This is a genomic window from Bradyrhizobium jicamae, assembly GCF_018130695.1.
Taxonomy (GTDB): domain Bacteria; phylum Pseudomonadota; class Alphaproteobacteria; order Rhizobiales; family Xanthobacteraceae; genus Bradyrhizobium; species Bradyrhizobium jicamae_B.
Window position 1 is genome coordinate 22310 of record NZ_JAFCJX010000014.1, and the last position, 14827, is coordinate 37136.

At 64.8% G+C, this 14827-nt stretch carries 16 protein-coding genes; 8 read left to right on the forward strand and 8 right to left on the reverse strand.

The window, feature by feature from the left end:
• The first annotated feature begins 46 nt into the window (after positions 1-46).
• From JQ604_RS20995 to JQ604_RS21005, 3 genes are all read left to right on the forward strand, one after another.
• The gene (locus tag JQ604_RS20995; protein ID WP_212360864.1) at positions 47-1102 is read left to right on the forward strand and encodes a glycosyltransferase family 4 protein; all 1056 of its coding nucleotides are present in this window, start codon (positions 47-49) and stop codon (positions 1100-1102) included.
• Between the two features lie 42 nt (positions 1103-1144).
• Positions 1145-1834 carry a class I SAM-dependent methyltransferase gene (locus JQ604_RS21000; protein WP_212360868.1) on the forward strand — a complete coding sequence of 230 codons (690 nt, stop codon included), beginning with the start codon at positions 1145-1147 and terminating at the stop codon, positions 1832-1834.
• Between the two features lie 121 nt (positions 1835-1955).
• The gene (locus JQ604_RS21005; RefSeq protein ID WP_212360871.1) at positions 1956-2573 is read left to right on the forward strand and encodes a hypothetical protein; all 618 of its coding nucleotides are present in this window, start codon (positions 1956-1958) and stop codon (positions 2571-2573) included.
• Positions 2574-2849: 276 nt separating this feature from the next.
• Here the strand turns inward: JQ604_RS21005 and JQ604_RS21010 are convergent, their stop codons facing one another.
• Positions 2850-4514 (reverse strand): aminotransferase class III-fold pyridoxal phosphate-dependent enzyme, encoded by a 1665-nt coding sequence (locus tag JQ604_RS21010; RefSeq protein ID WP_212360875.1) that lies wholly within the window; start codon positions 4512-4514, stop codon positions 2850-2852.
• Positions 4515-4548: 34 nt separating this feature from the next.
• Between JQ604_RS21010 and asd the strand changes: the two genes are divergently transcribed.
• A complete protein-coding gene (gene asd / locus JQ604_RS21015) occupies positions 4549-5415 on the forward strand; it encodes an archaetidylserine decarboxylase (RefSeq protein WP_212360878.1) in 867 nt (288 codons plus the stop codon).
• A 124-nt stretch (positions 5416-5539) separates the two neighbouring features.
• Here the strand turns inward: asd and JQ604_RS21020 are convergent, their stop codons facing one another.
• Complete coding sequence (locus JQ604_RS21020; RefSeq protein WP_212360882.1) at positions 5540-5740, reverse strand: hypothetical protein; 201 nt, start codon at positions 5738-5740, stop codon at positions 5540-5542.
• 133 nt (positions 5741-5873) lie between these two features.
• Entirely contained in the window at positions 5874-6821 is a 948-nt protein-coding gene (locus tag JQ604_RS21025; RefSeq protein WP_212360886.1) for a DMT family transporter, read from the reverse strand.
• A gap of 129 nt (positions 6822-6950) precedes the next feature.
• Between JQ604_RS21025 and JQ604_RS21030 the strand changes: the two genes are divergently transcribed.
• The 3 genes from JQ604_RS21030 to JQ604_RS21040 all read left to right on the forward strand — a co-directional run bounded on the left by JQ604_RS21030 (position 6951) and on the right by JQ604_RS21040 (position 8738).
• Positions 6951-7571, forward strand: a complete 621-nt coding sequence (locus tag JQ604_RS21030; RefSeq protein ID WP_212361494.1) for a bifunctional transcriptional activator/DNA repair enzyme AdaA — start codon at positions 6951-6953, stop codon at positions 7569-7571.
• Between the two features lie 68 nt (positions 7572-7639).
• On the forward strand, positions 7640-7996 hold the full coding sequence (locus JQ604_RS21035; RefSeq protein ID WP_212360889.1) for a Rap1a/Tai family immunity protein: 357 nt from the start codon (positions 7640-7642) through the stop codon (positions 7994-7996).
• Positions 7997-8204: 208 nt separating this feature from the next.
• A complete protein-coding gene (locus tag JQ604_RS21040; RefSeq protein WP_212360894.1) occupies positions 8205-8738 on the forward strand; it encodes an NUDIX hydrolase in 534 nt (177 codons plus the stop codon).
• Positions 8739-8882: 144 nt separating this feature from the next.
• On the opposite strand, the gene JQ604_RS21045 is transcribed toward JQ604_RS21040, so the two are convergent.
• The 4 genes from JQ604_RS21045 to JQ604_RS21060 all read right to left on the reverse strand — a co-directional run bounded on the left by JQ604_RS21045 (position 8883) and on the right by JQ604_RS21060 (position 12932).
• Positions 8883-10514 carry a FecR domain-containing protein gene (locus JQ604_RS21045; RefSeq protein ID WP_349631126.1) on the reverse strand — a complete coding sequence of 544 codons (1632 nt, stop codon included), beginning with the start codon at positions 10512-10514 and terminating at the stop codon, positions 8883-8885.
• Between the two features lie 180 nt (positions 10515-10694).
• On the reverse strand, positions 10695-11015 hold the full coding sequence (locus JQ604_RS21050) for a hypothetical protein (RefSeq protein WP_249158532.1): 321 nt from the start codon (positions 11013-11015) through the stop codon (positions 10695-10697).
• Between the two features lie 238 nt (positions 11016-11253).
• On the reverse strand, positions 11254-12069 hold the full coding sequence (locus JQ604_RS21055) for a phytanoyl-CoA dioxygenase family protein (protein ID WP_212360904.1): 816 nt from the start codon (positions 12067-12069) through the stop codon (positions 11254-11256).
• A 251-nt stretch (positions 12070-12320) separates the two neighbouring features.
• Positions 12321-12932, reverse strand: a complete 612-nt coding sequence (locus JQ604_RS21060) for an inner membrane-spanning protein YciB (protein WP_212360908.1) — start codon at positions 12930-12932, stop codon at positions 12321-12323.
• A gap of 224 nt (positions 12933-13156) precedes the next feature.
• Between JQ604_RS21060 and JQ604_RS21065 the strand changes: the two genes are divergently transcribed.
• Positions 13157-13870 (forward strand): DNA helicase, encoded by a 714-nt coding sequence (locus JQ604_RS21065; protein WP_212360912.1) that lies wholly within the window; start codon positions 13157-13159, stop codon positions 13868-13870.
• A 76-nt stretch (positions 13871-13946) separates the two neighbouring features.
• On the opposite strand, the gene JQ604_RS21070 is transcribed toward JQ604_RS21065, so the two are convergent.
• Entirely contained in the window at positions 13947-14711 is a 765-nt protein-coding gene (locus tag JQ604_RS21070; RefSeq protein WP_212360916.1) for a DUF2147 domain-containing protein, read from the reverse strand.
• Positions 14712-14827: the final 116 nt, after the last annotated feature.

Sequence of the window (14827 nt, forward strand, 5' to 3'; positions counted from 1 at the left end):
AACGTCGTGCGAGCAGAATCAAAATTAACGATTTGGATCTCCTGCAATGCGCATCCTCGTTGCAACCGATGCCTGGCACCCGCAAGTCAACGGCGTGGTCCGGACCCTGACATCCCTGGCGCGGAGCGCGGAAGCGCTCGGCGTCGACATTAACTTTCTGACGCCCGAGGGCTTCGCCTCCGTCGGCGTGCCGACCTATCCGGGGCTGCGCGTGGCGCTGCCGAACCGGCGCGAGATCGCGCGGCGGATCGAGGCGGTCGCGCCCGAAGCGATCCACATCGCAACCGAAGGGCCGATCGGCTGGATGGTGCGCGCCTATTGCCGCCGCCACAAGCTCGCATTCACCACGTCCTACACCACGCGTTTTCCGGAATACGTCTCGGTGCGCACGGGCATTCCGGACAGCGTCGGCTACGCCGTGCTGCGCCACTTCCACGCCGCCGCGTCGATGACGATGGTCGCGACCGACTCGCTGCGCCACGAGCTCGCCGGGCGCGGCTTCCGCAAGCTCGGCTTCTGGACCCGCGGCGTCGATACGAAGCTGTTCAATCCGGATGCGCCGGTAGCTCTCGACCTGCCGCGGCCGATCTTCATGACCATGGGCCGCGTGGCGGTGGAGAAGAATCTCGACGCGTTCCTGTCGCTCGATCTGCCCGGCACCAAGGTCGTGGTCGGCGACGGCCCGCAGAGGGCGGCGCTGCAACACAAATATCCGACCGCGGTGTTCCTCGGCGAGAAGAAGGGCGCGGACCTCACCGCGCATCTCGCCGCCGCCGACGTCTTCGTGTTCCCGAGTCTCACCGACACGTTCGGCGTCGTGCAGCTCGAGGCGCTGGCCTGCGGCACGCCGGTCGCGGCATTCCCGGTGACGGGACCGAAGGACGTGATCGCCGATCATCCGATCGGTGCGATCGACCACGACCTGCGCAAGGCCTGCTTGCGCGCGCTGACGATGTCGCGCGAGGCCTGCCGCAACTTCGCGCTGGAGCGTTCCTGGGAAAACAGTGCGCGTCAGTTCATCGGCAATCTGGCGGCGTTGCAGCCGAGCCGTGTGCTGCGGCCGACCCCGCGCGTCGCGGGCCGGACTGCGGTTCCAAACTAAGGCTTCAAACAAACTTCGAACGAGAGAGACGAGAGACCATCCATGGCAGATATCATCAAGCTCGACGCCAACCGTCCGCTGGACTTCGATCGCGAAACGGTCGAGCAGGCCTATGACCGCTGGGCGCCGGTCTATGACCTCGTGTTCGGTGGCGTGTTCAAGAAGGGGCGCAATGCGGCGATCGAGGCCACCAACAAGCTCGGCGGCCGCGTGCTCGAGGTCGGCGTCGGCACCGGCATCTCGCTGCCGCTGTATGCGCCGCATGTCCGCATCTTCGGCACCGACATCTCCGAGGCGATGCTGGACAAGGCGAGGAAGCGCGTCAGCGAGTTCGGGCTGAAGAATGTCGAGGGGCTTGCGGTGATGGACGCCGAGAAGCTCGAATTCCCCGACAATTCCTTCGACGTCGTGATGGCGCAGTATGTCGTCACCGCGGTGCCGAATCCGGAGGTCGCGCTCGACGAATTCGCCCGCGTGCTGCGTCCCGGCGGCGAGCTGATCATCCTGACCCGGGTCAGCGCCGACGAAGGCATCCGCCGCTTCATCGAGCAGAAGCTGCAGCCGGTGGTGCGGCCCCTTGGTTTCAGGACGGCCGAGTTCGCCTGGTCGCGCTATGCCAAATGGCTTTCCGGCGCGCGCGGCATGGAGCTCGCCGAGCGCCGCCTGATCCCGCCGCTCGGTCACTTCTCGCTGGTGCGATTCCGTAAGGTCGACGTCGCGAAGGCGGCCTGAGGCGCGCGAAAGCCAATTGCGTCAACGCGCCGCTCCACGCTGTCATATGTCATTATGATGATGTCACAGCGACGACATCGAATCCCTGTAAACCTATTCCCGAAAGATGTTGGGGGAACCAATGATCCAGAACTTCCTGCAAGAGCTGCGTACCCAGCGTTGGGACGACCATCGCTATTATCACCACAGCCGCATCAATCAGAGCCTGCACTTCGTCAGCGCGCTGAGCTTCCTGTTCGCCTATGTGATGCTGTTCTTCGATCCCGTGATCTCGGCGCTGGTCGGCTGGCTGGTCTCGATGACCTCGCGCCAGGCCGGTCACTTCTTCTTCGAGCCGAAGGGCTACGACCACGTCAACCAGGCGACCCACGAGCACAAGGAAGACATCAAGGTCGGCTATAATTTGCAGCGCAAGGTCGTGCTGATGGCGATCTGGGCGCTCTCGCCCGTCGTGCTGTACTTCGATCCGACCCTGTTCGGCCTGTTCAAGCCGTGGGTGACCTTTGCTGACTTCGCCCGTCAGGTCGCGAAGATCTGGCTCGTGGTCGGCATCGGCGGCCTGCTGTTCCGCACCGTGCACCTGTTTTTCATCCGCGACGTCGAGACCGGCCTCGTCTGGATGACCAAGATCATCACCGACCCCTTCAACGATTTGAAGCTCTATCACAAGGCGCCGCTGTTCCTGATGAAGGGCGAGCTGATCGATCCCGGCCTCGAGAAGCACGTCAAGCACGCCTGATCGATCGCGCTGTATCGTCGAAACGAACGTCATGCCCGGGCTTGTCCCGGGCATCCACGTCTTGGGACCTAAGTGAAGAGATTGAAGCTAGCTGCGAGCCGCGCGCTTTCTTCGCCTCTCCCCGCTTGCGGGGAGAGGCCGGATCGCATCGGAGATGCGATCCGGGTGAGGGGGACTCTCCGCGAGTCCAACTCTGACTGCGTATGCGGAGACTCCCCCTCACCCCGACCCTCTCCCCGCAAGCGGGGAGAGGGGATGAGGCAGCGGCGCCGGACTTCAGCGCCCGAACTTCACCGCCAGCATCTCCTTCAGGATCTGCCGCTTGATGGTCTTGTTGGTCTGGCCCGGCTTCTGCCACCACCAGCCGTCGCGCTTCATCTTGTCGCTAGCCGTGACGAAGCGCTCGGTGACTTCCGCGAAATCGGCGTCGGTGAAGTTCAGCGTGAAGATCAGGCGTCCCGTGCCGACCCAGCTCAGCGCCAGCCCCTCGGCGCGCAGATAGTATTGCAGCATCCAGTTGTAACGGGACGGCTCGGTGTAATGCACCGTCCAGATCGAGGACAGGTTGCCGACGCGGACCGGCAGGCCCTGTGCGGCGAGCCGATCGTTGAGCGCCTGGGCGCGGCCGTTCCAGGTCTCGTCGAGGCCGTTGTAGACGGCGCGGAAGTTCGGGCTGGCGAGGCGGCTGAGGAATTCGTCCATCGCCGTCATCACATAGGGATGCGAATTGAAGGTGCCGCGGGCAAAGCAGATGTCGGCGGGACGATCGTCGCGGAAGCGGCGCATCAGCTCCTTGCGGCCGCAGACCGCGCCGACCGGCAGCCCGCCGGCGAGGCTCTTGCCGTAGGTGACCATGTCGGCCTTGATGCCGAAATAGTCCTGTGCGCCACCGGCGGCAATGCGGAAGCCGACGAAGACTTCGTCGAGGATCAGCACGATGCCGCGCTCGCTGCAGACCTCGCGCAGCTGCTTCAGCCATGCGGTGTAGGCGGCGCGGTCGTAGCGGCTGCCGCGGGACGAGTCGACCAGCGCGGAATCGCCGGGCGCATTGGAATTCGGATGCAGCGCCTGCAGCGGATTGACCAGCACGCAGGCGATGTCGTTCCGGGTGCGCAGCACGTGCAGTGTCTTCTCGGACATGTCGGCGAGGGTGTAGGTCTCGTGCGGCGAGACCGGATTGCCGACGCCGGGCTGCACGTCGCCCCACCAGCCGTGATAGGCGCCGGCGAAGCGAACCAGATGCGTGCGTTTGGTGTGGTAGCGCGCCAGCCGCACCGCCTGCATCACGGCCTCGGTGCCGGACATGTGGAACGAGACCTCGTCGAGACCGGAGATCTCGCAGAGCTGCTTGACGTTTTCGGCAATCACGGGGTGGTAGGGACCGAGCACGGGACCGAGCGCATGCGCGCGCTTCTCGGAGGCCGCGATGCACTCCTTGTAGAAGTCGTTGCCGAAGATGTTGACGCCGTAGGAGCCGGTCAGGTCGTAGAAGGTGTTGCCGTCGAGATCGGTGACGGTGACGCCGCTGGACGCCTCCATGAAGGCGCTGGTCGCAAGATGCTCGCGCACCAGGCGGCTGTACTGGAACGGCACGCGGTAGGATTCGGTGAACTGCAGGTCGGAGATGCGCTGCGACACTTCGCCGGTCAGCGCGCGCCCCTTCGGGTAGCGCTCGGCGTAGAGGCGGGCCAGCCGAAAGAACGCGTCCTGCCGCTGCACCGCGATCTCGGGCGGCGCGCCGTCCGAGCGGAAGAACTCGTCGATGTCGAATTCGTAGTGCGGCACCAGCCGCGCCACCATCTTCGACATCTTGGAATGCCCGGTCAGCGAGCGGTGCTTGGCCCGCGACAGCGCGAGACGGGCTTTGACCTTGGGGAAGGCTGCGGCGGCGCCGGCAAGCGCGGCGGCGGACAGCGAGAGAATCGGAAGGGATGAATCCATGACAGAAGCGCTAGCGTCACAGGCTAACAGATTCATGACAGTCAAGGGCCTGATCTCGGCTTTCACCCAGCAGGAGGACCTCAATTTCCTGCTCACCAACCGGATTCCGCGGGCCGCGATCACCCGTTTCATGGGCTGGTTCTCCAGGATCGAGAACCCGCTCGTGCGCGATGCCTCGATTGCCTTCTGGCGGTTGTTCTCCGACCTCGACGTGTCCGAGGCGAAGAAGACCGAGTTCAAAAGTCTTCACGATTGCTTCACCCGCGAGCTGAAGCCCGGCCTGCGCCCGGTCGATCCTGATCCGTCCGTGATCGCGAGCCCCTCGGATGCGATCATCGGCGCGCATGGCCAGATCGAGGACACCAAACTGTTCCAGATCAAGGGCGCACCGTATTCGCTGCTCGATCTGCTCGGCGATCCCGCCCTCGTCGAGCAGCACCGCAACGGCCGGTTCGTCACGCTGCGGCTGACCTCGAGCATGTATCACCGCTTCCACGCGCCCTATGACATGGCGATCGACAAGGTCACGTTCATCCATGGCGACGTCTGGAACGTCAATCCGATCGCGCTGAAGCGGGTCGAGCGCCTGTTCTGCAAGAACGAGCGCGCCGTGCTGCGCGCAAAGCTCTCCACGGGCGAAGCGCTGACGCTGGTGCCGGTCGCCGCCATCCTCGTCGCCAGCCTCCGCCTGCATTTCCTCGACCGCACCCTGAACGCGCAAACGCGCGGCCCGGTCGACTTCACCTGCGATGCGCGAGCGAAGAAGGGCGACGAGCTCGGCTGGTTCGAGCACGGCTCGACCATCATCGTGCTGGCGCCTGATCATTTCGAGTTCGCGGACAGTGTCGCCGAGGGAGCGCGGATCAAATGCGGCGAGGCGCTGCTGCGGAAGCCGTCATAGTGTTTTGGAGTGAATGGGTTCGTGACGAAAATGCGTGAAACAAGGCGCTCAGAAATTCGTCACGTCCGCCTTTGCTTCGGAAGCTGAGGCGGAGCCGGATGTTTGATCCGGCCCCGCAAGCCTGTCACCGATGGTCGCGGACCACGACGGTGCTTGTGCGATGGTCGCGAACGATTGGCCCAGTGCGATGATCACGCACCACCGGCTGGGTCCGATGGTCGCGCACCACCGGGGGTGTACGATGATCCCTGACGATCACCTCGGCGTTCGCGGAGGTCATCGAAACAAAGCCAATCGTGAGAGCAACGAGGAAACGCGTGCGCATGTTTTCGGTCCCTTTGTCATGGTTCACCAGCGAACCACCTGACTGCGACCCTAGGAGAACGCATCGCGCGGCGGCGTGTCCAACGTCACACATGAAGAGCGGCGAGGCGTTGCAGCGGAGGCGCGCTGAACGATCAGCGCTCGCGGCGTATCCATTGCAACGGCACGGTTACGGCGATCACGCCCACGATGATCAGCGCCATGCCGGCGATTGTCGACCAGTTGAAGGCTTCGCCGAGGAAGAGAATGCCGAGCGAGACAGCGAAGCCGGCGCGCAGATAGCTGCCGCTGGTGGTTCCGAGCGGCCCAAGCGTATGCACGAGGCGGAAGTAGATGGTCATCGCGACGGCCGTGCACAGGACTGCGAGCACGATGACGGCGAGGATCGCGTTCAAGGTCAGGGCGGAGGCGTTCGGGCGTTCGACGATCAAGGCCGCCGGCAACATCAACGCTGCGGCGGCGCTCATCGCGCCGGCTGCGGTGACGATCGGCGGCAGGCTCGAAAAGCGCTGTCCCCAGATCGGCGCCAGCGCATAGCAGAGGCTGGCGCCGAGCACCGCGATCTGCGCCAAGGGTGCCGCCATCCGGACGTCCCCGAGTGAGTGGAAGCCGATCGTGACCAACACGCCGGCGAGGCCGATCACCGCGCCTAAAGCCTTCTGCAACGTGATACGCTGCCGACCATGCGATGTTGCCGCTGCGATCAACAGCACGAAGATCGGAGGCGTCGCGTTCAGCACGCCGGCGAGGCCGCTCGTGATGTGCCGTTCGCCCCAGTTGATCAGCGTGAACGGCAGGGCGCTCTGCAGCAGTCCCTGCACCAGGAATGCACCCCAGGTGCTGCGCTCGCGGGGCAGGGAGAATCCATTGAATTTCGTGATCGCGATCAGAAGAAGTGCTGCGATGGTGACGCGCACGGCGGTGATGGTCAGCGGCGGGATTGCTTCCAGCGCGAGCTTGATCAAGGTGAAGGAGCTCCCCCAGATCAGCGCCAGCGCCATCAGCAAGCCAATCTCGAATGCGAGTTTTGACTGACGTCGATCTGCGGTCTGGAACCGCGCGTCGGATACTTGCTGACTCATGGTGACTCCTGTCGGGCGCCCCACAGGATCGCTCGAGCCAGTTGATCGTGCTGGCTGGAATCGGACTTCGTCCCCCGATCCGGTCCGATTCCGGCTACTCCGCGAGCGACGATGCAGCTAGGTTTCGGCATGGCCGTGATCCCCGCGCATCAGATCGCACTTCCGCCGCACCTCGATTGGGCGACATGCGACCGCGCGCGGCTGGCGCGTGATCGCAGTTTTGACGGCATGTTCTTCTCGGGCGTGCGCTCGACGCGGATCTATTGCCGCCCGGTTTGCCCGGTGCGTCCCGCGCGCTCGGAGAATGTCACCTTCTACGCAACGGCGGCCGCGGCGGAGCGTGCTGGGTTTCGCCCGTGCCTGCGTTGTCGGCCGGAAGCGGCGCCGGGATCGCCGGCCTGGATGGGGACGGCAACGACGGTGGCGCGCGGCGTCCGCATGATCGATGCCGGCTATCTGGATCGGGAGTCGGTCGCTGACCTTGCGACCGCGCTCGGCGTCGGGCCGCGTCATCTGCTGCGCCTGTTCATGCGTCATGTCGGCGCAAGTCCGAGCGAACTCGCCGCGACGCGGCGCGTGCAGCGGGCGAAGCGTTTGATCGATGAGACCGACATGCCGTTGGCCGAGATCGCGTTCTCGGCCGGCTTCGGCAGTGTGCGGCGCTTCAATGACGAGTTTCGGGCGATCTACCGGCGTCCGCCATCGTCATTCTGCAGATCAGTTGCGAGCAGGCGGTCGCGGAGTTCCTAATGGAGCGATGAACTTTCCAAATGGACAACGCCACTAAGCTCATGATGAGGACAGGAGCTTAGTTCGAAATGAAGGCCGTCGCTTTAGCAATATCAATCATGATTGCCTTGCTGGTGCAGTCCTTCGCTCAGCCAATCGTGAGCGGCAAAGACATCAAAGCAAGCTGCCAGTCTGCGGTTGATGGGCCAAAAACAGAATACGAGTCCGCAATGGCGTTACATTGTATGGGGGTCGTGAGAGCAATTCTTCTACTCGGCCGAAGACTGGAGGAACGAGACGCGTTCTGTCCTCCGGACGGCACGCATGTCACTCAGGCAACAAACATTTTTGTCAAATATCTCAATGATAATCCGGACAAGACTCAACTGGATATAGAGGACCTGGCGATACAGGCATTTCGGAAAGCTTGGCCCTGCAAACAGTGACCGGGTTTGCCAAGTGAAGCGCCGCTTGTCCGTTGCGGGGCATGCCGGCGATGACGACCGAACCGGGCAACTTCCGCTGCATTGCTGGAAGCCGACGTTCATGAGTACCACGCCTTTAATGCGCTCCGCCTGACCTCGCTTTTCGCGTCGTCTCTCTTTATATGGGGCGGTCGTCATGTGACGATCGCAAATCCATTTGGAGACAGAGATGGCGCGGGCGCCGGTGTTGGCGGCGGGAGGCATTGTGCTGCGGCGTGAGAGTGCGCCGCTGTTTGCCGTCGTGCGCCTGCGCAAGCGCAATGAATGGGTGCTGCCGAAGGGCAAGCTCGACGACGGCGAGACGCCGCGCGCCGCGGCCGAACGCGAGGTGCTGGAAGAGACCGGCCACGCGGTGGCGGTGCATGAATTCCTGGGCACGCTGGCCTACGACGCCGGCGGGCGCACCAAGGTGGTGCATTACTGGCGGATGGAGGCGCGGGGCGAACCGGTGCGCAAGCTGATGAGCGACGTGCGCGCGGTGGAGTGGCTGCCGCTCGAGCGCGCGGTGAAGCGGCTGTCGCGCGATCACGAGCGGGCGTTCCTGGAAAATGTCGGGCCGATCGCGCTGCAGGCGGCGTCGGTCGACGCGCCGAGCGCGGCGCCGGCCAAGCAGGTCGCGATCGAAGCCGCGATTGCGGTGAAAGCTCCGCGCCGCAGCTTCGTCCAGCGCGTCAGAGATTGGCTGAGCCGCGCGCCACACTAACCCCTCATGGTGAGGAGCGCGAAGCGCGTCTCCGGACGATGCTTCGCATCGCCGGGCGAACCCATGAGGCCCGACCGTGGCCTCGTCCTTCGAGACGCCCGCTTCGCGGGCTCCTCAGTATGAGGGGTTAGACCGTTGTGCGCCTCAGTAGCGCTTCTTTTCGTCCTTCGGCTTGGCTGCGCGCGGAGCCGGTGGTGGTGCGCGTCGCTGCAGCACGCCCGGACGATTCTGCAGTCCCGGTCGCTGCAAGCCAGGCGGCATCGTAGCCGGTGCGACCTGCTGAAGACCTTGACGCGGTTGTGCCGGCGGAGTCGCGGCTGGCGGCACAACGCCACCCTGCTGCGGAGCGCCTGATGGCCGTGCGCCGGTCGGCGGCTGCGGCGTACCTGATGGCAATGCACCGCCTTGCCGCGCGGCGGGGAGCTGTCCGCCCTGTTGCGGCGTGCCGCCCTGACCTTGACCTTGGCCTTGGCGCGTCCCGGGTAGCTGTCCGCCTTGTTGTGGCGTGCCGCCCTGACGGGTTGTGGGCTGCTGCCCGGCCGGCGTCTGGCCCGTGCGAGTCTGTCCAGCGGGCGTCTGTCCACCCTGTTGGCCGGTCTGCGTGTGAACGCCCGGCGCGTTCGGCAGCGCGGCACCGCCGGGTTGGCCGGGCAGGCTGTGTGAATCGCCGCGCTGTGGCGTGCCCGGCTGCTGCTGGCCTTGCCGGCCCGGCGCGCCCGGTTGGTTCGGCTGCCCCGGACGGTTTGGCTGGCCGGGCTGTTGCTGCTGTTGACCCGGGCGGTTCGGTTGACCCGGTGCTTGCGGACCGGTGCGGTTCTGGCCGGGCAGGGCGTTCGGCTGCTGCTGACGGTTCGGCTGCGCCGGCTGGCCGCGGTTCGGATAGGGTGCGGCCGGGTTGCCGCGACGGAAATCCGGATTGGTGCGGCGGAAGTCGCGCTGCTCGGTCACGACCTGGCGGCCGAGATTCTGCGCGGTGTGCACCATCCGCACAAAACCCTGGTCGCGCGCGACCTGTTGCGGCGAGATCGTCAGTGGCACGGCCGCGAAGCGCGCGCCGCCGACGCCGCCGGGACGGATCGTAAAACCGCTGGCGCCGCGCGACAGCACGCCGAGCGATGCGCCGCTGCGGTCGTTGACCTCGATGCGGCCGACCTTGCCGTCGGCGTCGGGATAGAGCTTGATGCCGACATTGTTGCTGGTCGCGGTCGCGCCCTCGGGCACGTCGATCAGGCCGGTGGTGCCGCGAATGCCAAGCGTAGCCGTCGGCGTCGAGATCCGCATGTCGCCGGTCTTGGCAACCGCGGCCGCGACGAACGCCACGGTGCCCTTGGCGACATCGAACAGCGCGCCATTCTGCTTGCCGCCGTCCTCATAGATGTAGTGGTCGATCTTGATCCTGGCGTTGGCCTTCAGGTTGAAGGTCGTGGAATCGTTGAAGGTGATGCCGAGTGTCGAGCTCGCCGCGGTCGCGACCTCGTCGTCGGCGAAGATGTCGTCACGGATCTGCAGCGGCGTGGTGGTCTTGTTGCGGGTGACGGTGGCGCTGCCGGTCAGCGTTGCGACGTTGCCGATCGGCTCGGGCGCCGCGGGTTGCGCGTCGGCGGCAGGTGCAGGCGTTGCTGCGGGTGCGGGTGTTGCAGAAGGTGCTGGCGTTGCGGCCGGAGCCGGAGTGGCGGTTGGCGCCGGTTGCGCTTGTGCGAACAGTGTCAGCTCCGGTGCGGCAAAAAGATTGGAGACGCCCGCGAGCGCGAGGCCCGCTCCAAGCAGAAGCGCCAATGACAACCTGCGCCGCATCACCATGACGTCCCGGGAAGAGCAAAGGATGGGATCGGCACTTGAGCCATCTCAGGCTGAATGCCGAATGAATGAATTTGCCTTGTTGTCATGGCAGACGAAAACGATCAAGCGCCGCGTCTCTGAAGAGCGCGGCGCTTGCGTTGTGGTATAAGGAATTCTTTAGCCGCGCTTGTGCGGCGTGATGTTGAGCGGCTTGGTGGCCTTCGCCGGCGAGTAATTCGCGGGCTGTGCCGCGGCCGGCGGCTCGTAGCGGAACACGGCCTTGCAGCCGTCGCTGAGGAGTGCGCGCTGGCGGATCATGCAGGCGGTGACGCGGTCGACGTCGGGAATGGCGTCGCCGCACAGCCGCATCGCGTCGCCCGTGCACATCTGCTGCTGCTCCTGCGTGTAGGCATGGGACACCGTGGTCAGCAGGCCGAATGCAAAGGCGGTCGCGACCAGCAGTTTGCCATGACGAAGTGCGGAAGCAGTGAAAGCCATCGTGTGTCCCCTTAGAGTTGGTCGCGTCAACGCGGCGCGTCGTCAGGGCAGATCACTAGGGGCGTTCGGTTTCCGCAATTCTTCGTCCGGTCCGCAAAACGGTTTCGTCGCGAGCGGGTTTTGTTTCGTCGCCGTCGTTAACCATCAGGACATGCGCTGTTACCGCAATCGTCCTTGGCTCAAAGCAACTGATCTGAACAAGGGCGGGCCTATGTCGCGCCCTTGTCCTTTTCGATCGTCACCGTGCGCGGTCGAGAGCGATCCGTGCAGGCTCAAATTCCAGCAACGGATCCTGGACGCAGGCTTGCCATCGCTTCCGATGGTCCTCCGCCCGAAGGCGGAAATAGACGACGCGCCGGATCACCGCAGACATGTTCCCACCCATGTTGTGACCAAGCAAGTAGTGTCCAAGGAAGAGGTCGCCGGCCCGCCCCAGGACCTGTTCGGGTGAGGCCATCGGGTAGGTCGGGTGTACGATATCGAACAGCGCATCAGGCCCGTGCTCGCGCAGATAGGCCGCCGCGATGTGGTGCGAGCCGGGCCAGACCCACAGATTGCCCATATCGGTCGCCGTCTGGTCGGTCAGGAATATCCCGGCCAGCACGGTGAACGTTCCAGGACGCCCACTTGGTTCAGGAATCGTGAGTCCGTCGATATGCGGCCCGCCCGGGCGGTGATTCCAGACCGGAATATTCAGCGAGACCTGGACTTGCTCCGGCTCGGCCAGAACGAGGGGCGCGATCAGGCTCTTGATGGTCTCCCATGCCGGGCTGTCTTGCAGCAGCGCCACCAACGGATCGGGATCGGCCTCAATCGCCTCCCAATAGAAATGAAATCCGTGACGGTCGGCGGGCGGTGGACTTCGTTCAATCAACTGGTCGATCCGCTGCATCGCCGCCTTGATCAGCGGTTGCGGAATGACATCTGGAATAACCACTGAGCCGCGCTCTGCGAATGTGCGCAGCTGGTCATCGGATAAAAGGGGCATGACAGGGCTTTCTCTACATGACAGCGCCTGCAGGGCTCGTCGCACGATCTGCCAGGCCTGGCGCATTCGATGACAAGACGTCGCCCGCAAGCACTTGTTGCGCGGGGACGATCTCTACTTCCTGCCCGCAAAGGCGCGAGCGAGCCGTTAGCGGCTCAGCAGGAAGAAAACCGAAGCGATGTCGAGTGTGCTGATCATCATGGCGTGCGCACGCTATCCAAAGTTGTGCGCCGACGCAAGGAGCCCCACAATGTCTTGATCAGTTGCGGGTTCTGCAACGGGAATTCTCGAGCAGGACGTCTCTATCGCAGCAGTCCTCATGTCGTCGCCACCTTCCGCCCGGCGGCGATCAGGAGCGCGTCGCGCTCACCCTCCGGCATGGCGCGGATGCGGCGGCCGGCGATGATGCGGAGAATCGCGAAACCGGCCCCGAACACCACGACCTTGCTGACGATGCCGTAGATCGGCATCGCGATGGCCCAGGTCTCGAGGGGACAGGTCACGGCGACGATCGCGTTCACGGCTGCCGAGACGAACATCAGGCCGGCCCACAGGAAGCCGACCTTGATCGCGATGTCAGGCACCACCTTCTGCGCGATGGCGGGCAGGTAGCGGTTCAGCCAGCCGGGCTTGCACATCACGGCGCCGACGATCGCGTAGATCACGCTCGGTTTCAGCAGCACGAAGCGCGGATCGTGCGTCAGCAGCGTCGCGCTACCTGCCGTGACGATCAGGAACAGGCTCAGCCACTCCATGCTGTGGATGGTCCGGCCGCGGACGATCTGGCTGCCGATCTGGACGAGGCCGAGCGCGATGCCGAGGCCAACCGCGAGCAGCGTGTTGTGGGTCAGGAGATAGACCAGCAGGAAGAACAGCGTCGACGCCAGGTCGAGCAGCAGCAGCTTTGCGGCGTTGAGGAAGTCTTTCATTCCGGTCGTACCAGCGATGGCCTGTGACGGAACTGTCTATACCCCCTCACGGGCGTCGCTTGAAGCGAGGGAATCGGCTAGGGTCGTTTCCGGCGCGGTCCACGCCTCCTCCCTCCAATGGGAAAGCATTTTTCATGCGGGACCATCTCACACAGCGAACCAACTGTTCGGGCACGAGCATAAGGAGGGGTTGCGATCATTGCTCGCGATAGGAGGTTCTTGTCATGAAGCTGTCTGCGCCCCTTTATGCCTTGAAGCGCAAAGCCAGGCTGCTCTCCCGTTCCGACCACATCCCGCTGCATGAGGCGCTCGATCGTCTTGCCCGGCTTGAAGGCTTAGCCAGCTGGAGCCTGCTGGCGGCCAAGGCGGCGGCGACGTCACCCGCCGAAAAGCTGTTCGCCCATCTTGCGCCCGGCGATCTCGTATTGCTCGGCGCGCGGCCCGGGCAGGGCAAGACGCTGATGAGCCTGGAGCTTGCGGTGCAGGCGATGAAGGCTGGCAGTCCCGGTGTGTTCTTCACGCTGGAATATACCGAGCGGGACATGCTGGATCGCTTCCGCGACATCGGCGTGGCGCGCGAGGCGTTTGCCGGTCTGTTCGCGTTCGACAATTCGGATGCGATCAGTGCGGACTACATCGTCAGGCAACTGGTGGACGCGCCGCGCGGCACGCTGGTGGTCGTGGATTATCTGCAGCTGCTCGACCAGCGGCGCGAGAATCCGGATTTGATGGTTCAGGTCCGCGCGCTGCGGGCGTTCGCGCGGGATCGCGGATTGATCTTCGTCTTCATCTCCCAGATCGATCGCGCCTACGATCCGGCGAAGAAGCCGTGTCCCGATCTCGGCGACGTCCGATTGCCGAACCCGCTGGACCTCAGCCTGTTCAGCAAGACGTGCTTCCTGAACAATGGCGAGGTGCGGTTCGCTGAAGCGAGCTGAAGCCTCTCGCGTCAAAACGAAGAAGGCCCTGTGGCGAACCACAGGGCCTTCGCGTGTTGCAGTCAAAGAGTGTTGATCAGCTGACGCGCTTCCAGGTCTGGCCGCCGCAGAACATGCCGCCGAAGGCGCAGCCCTGCACGCGCATCGCATTCGGGCCCTTCATCACGATCGTCGAGTCGTAGTTGCGGCCGGAGTCGGGATCGCGAATGCGGCCGCTCCACTTGTTGCCGTCCGCCTTCATGTTGATCAGGATGCGCTCGTTGGTCTTCTCGGAGTAGCCGCAGAGATTGGCGCCGCACTGCTCGACGCGGACATTGCCCTTGTTCTCTTCGGTGGCCCAGACGCCGATCGGGCCGGTGGCCGGAACTGCCGCGACCTGCGCGGGCGCCGGCTGCGGCGCGGGCTGGGCGACGACGGGGGCAGGCACCGGAGCGGCTGCGGGCGCTGCCTCGACCGGCGCAGGCGCTGCGGCTGCAACCGGGGCAGGGGCGGGCGCGGCATAGGTCGTGGCAGGAGCCGGTGCAGCATAGGTGGTGGCCGGCTGCGGCGCGGTGGTCTGAACCGGAGCCGGGGCCGGCGCGGGAGCGGGCGGCGGGGGCGGCGGCGTGTAGGCGACGTCGTCGTCATCGTTCTTCTTGGAGCCGATGCCCTTCATGTCGATGTCGCCGATCCGGCCGTTGTAGCCGGGCGCCTGGATGCGGATGCAGGACAGCGCATTGCAGCCGCGCGGCGCCTCGATGCGGACGCGCTGGCCGTCGATCTCAAAGGAGATGCCGCCGCCGGCGTGGGCAGAGGTCGCGGTGGCCATCAGCAGCGCGGCGATCGTGACGAGCTTTTTCATGGGTGCCTCCTGATGAAACGGCGCGGGCGCCGGTTGCGTCGAACTTGGCCCGGAAGCTAGGCGAGGCCGGTCGTCCCTTCCGTGACCCATGTCACGCTGCCGAGGGAGCACGGCAC

What these genes read in the sequence shown, in the direction of transcription:
- JQ604_RS21040 (WP_212360894.1), top strand. Translation starts at nt 8,205, where the DNA reads ATGGCGCGGGCGCCGGTGTTGGCGGCGGGAGGCATTGTGCTGCGGCGT.
- JQ604_RS21070 (WP_212360916.1), bottom strand. Translation starts at nt 14,711, where the DNA reads ATGAAAAAGCTCGTCACGATCGCCGCGCTGCTGATGGCCACCGCGACC.
- asd (WP_212360878.1), top strand. Translation starts at nt 4,549, where the DNA reads ATGACAGTCAAGGGCCTGATCTCGGCTTTCACCCAGCAGGAGGACCTC.
- JQ604_RS21065 (WP_212360912.1), top strand. Translation starts at nt 13,157, where the DNA reads ATGAAGCTGTCTGCGCCCCTTTATGCCTTGAAGCGCAAAGCCAGGCTG.
- JQ604_RS21060 (WP_212360908.1), bottom strand. Translation starts at nt 12,932, where the DNA reads ATGAAAGACTTCCTCAACGCCGCAAAGCTGCTGCTGCTCGACCTGGCG.
- JQ604_RS21030 (WP_212361494.1), top strand. Translation starts at nt 6,951, where the DNA reads ATGGCCGTGATCCCCGCGCATCAGATCGCACTTCCGCCGCACCTCGAT.
- JQ604_RS21005 (WP_212360871.1), top strand. Translation starts at nt 1,956, where the DNA reads ATGATCCAGAACTTCCTGCAAGAGCTGCGTACCCAGCGTTGGGACGAC.
- JQ604_RS21000 (WP_212360868.1), top strand. Translation starts at nt 1,145, where the DNA reads ATGGCAGATATCATCAAGCTCGACGCCAACCGTCCGCTGGACTTCGAT.
- JQ604_RS21025 (WP_212360886.1), bottom strand. Translation starts at nt 6,821, where the DNA reads ATGAGTCAGCAAGTATCCGACGCGCGGTTCCAGACCGCAGATCGACGT.
- JQ604_RS21010 (WP_212360875.1), bottom strand. Translation starts at nt 4,514, where the DNA reads ATGGATTCATCCCTTCCGATTCTCTCGCTGTCCGCCGCCGCGCTTGCC.
- JQ604_RS21050 (WP_249158532.1), bottom strand. Translation starts at nt 11,015, where the DNA reads ATGGCTTTCACTGCTTCCGCACTTCGTCATGGCAAACTGCTGGTCGCG.
- JQ604_RS21055 (WP_212360904.1), bottom strand. Translation starts at nt 12,069, where the DNA reads ATGCGCCAGGCCTGGCAGATCGTGCGACGAGCCCTGCAGGCGCTGTCA.
- JQ604_RS20995 (WP_212360864.1), top strand. Translation starts at nt 47, where the DNA reads ATGCGCATCCTCGTTGCAACCGATGCCTGGCACCCGCAAGTCAACGGC.
- JQ604_RS21020 (WP_212360882.1), bottom strand. Translation starts at nt 5,740, where the DNA reads ATGCGCACGCGTTTCCTCGTTGCTCTCACGATTGGCTTTGTTTCGATG.
- JQ604_RS21035 (WP_212360889.1), top strand. Translation starts at nt 7,640, where the DNA reads ATGAAGGCCGTCGCTTTAGCAATATCAATCATGATTGCCTTGCTGGTG.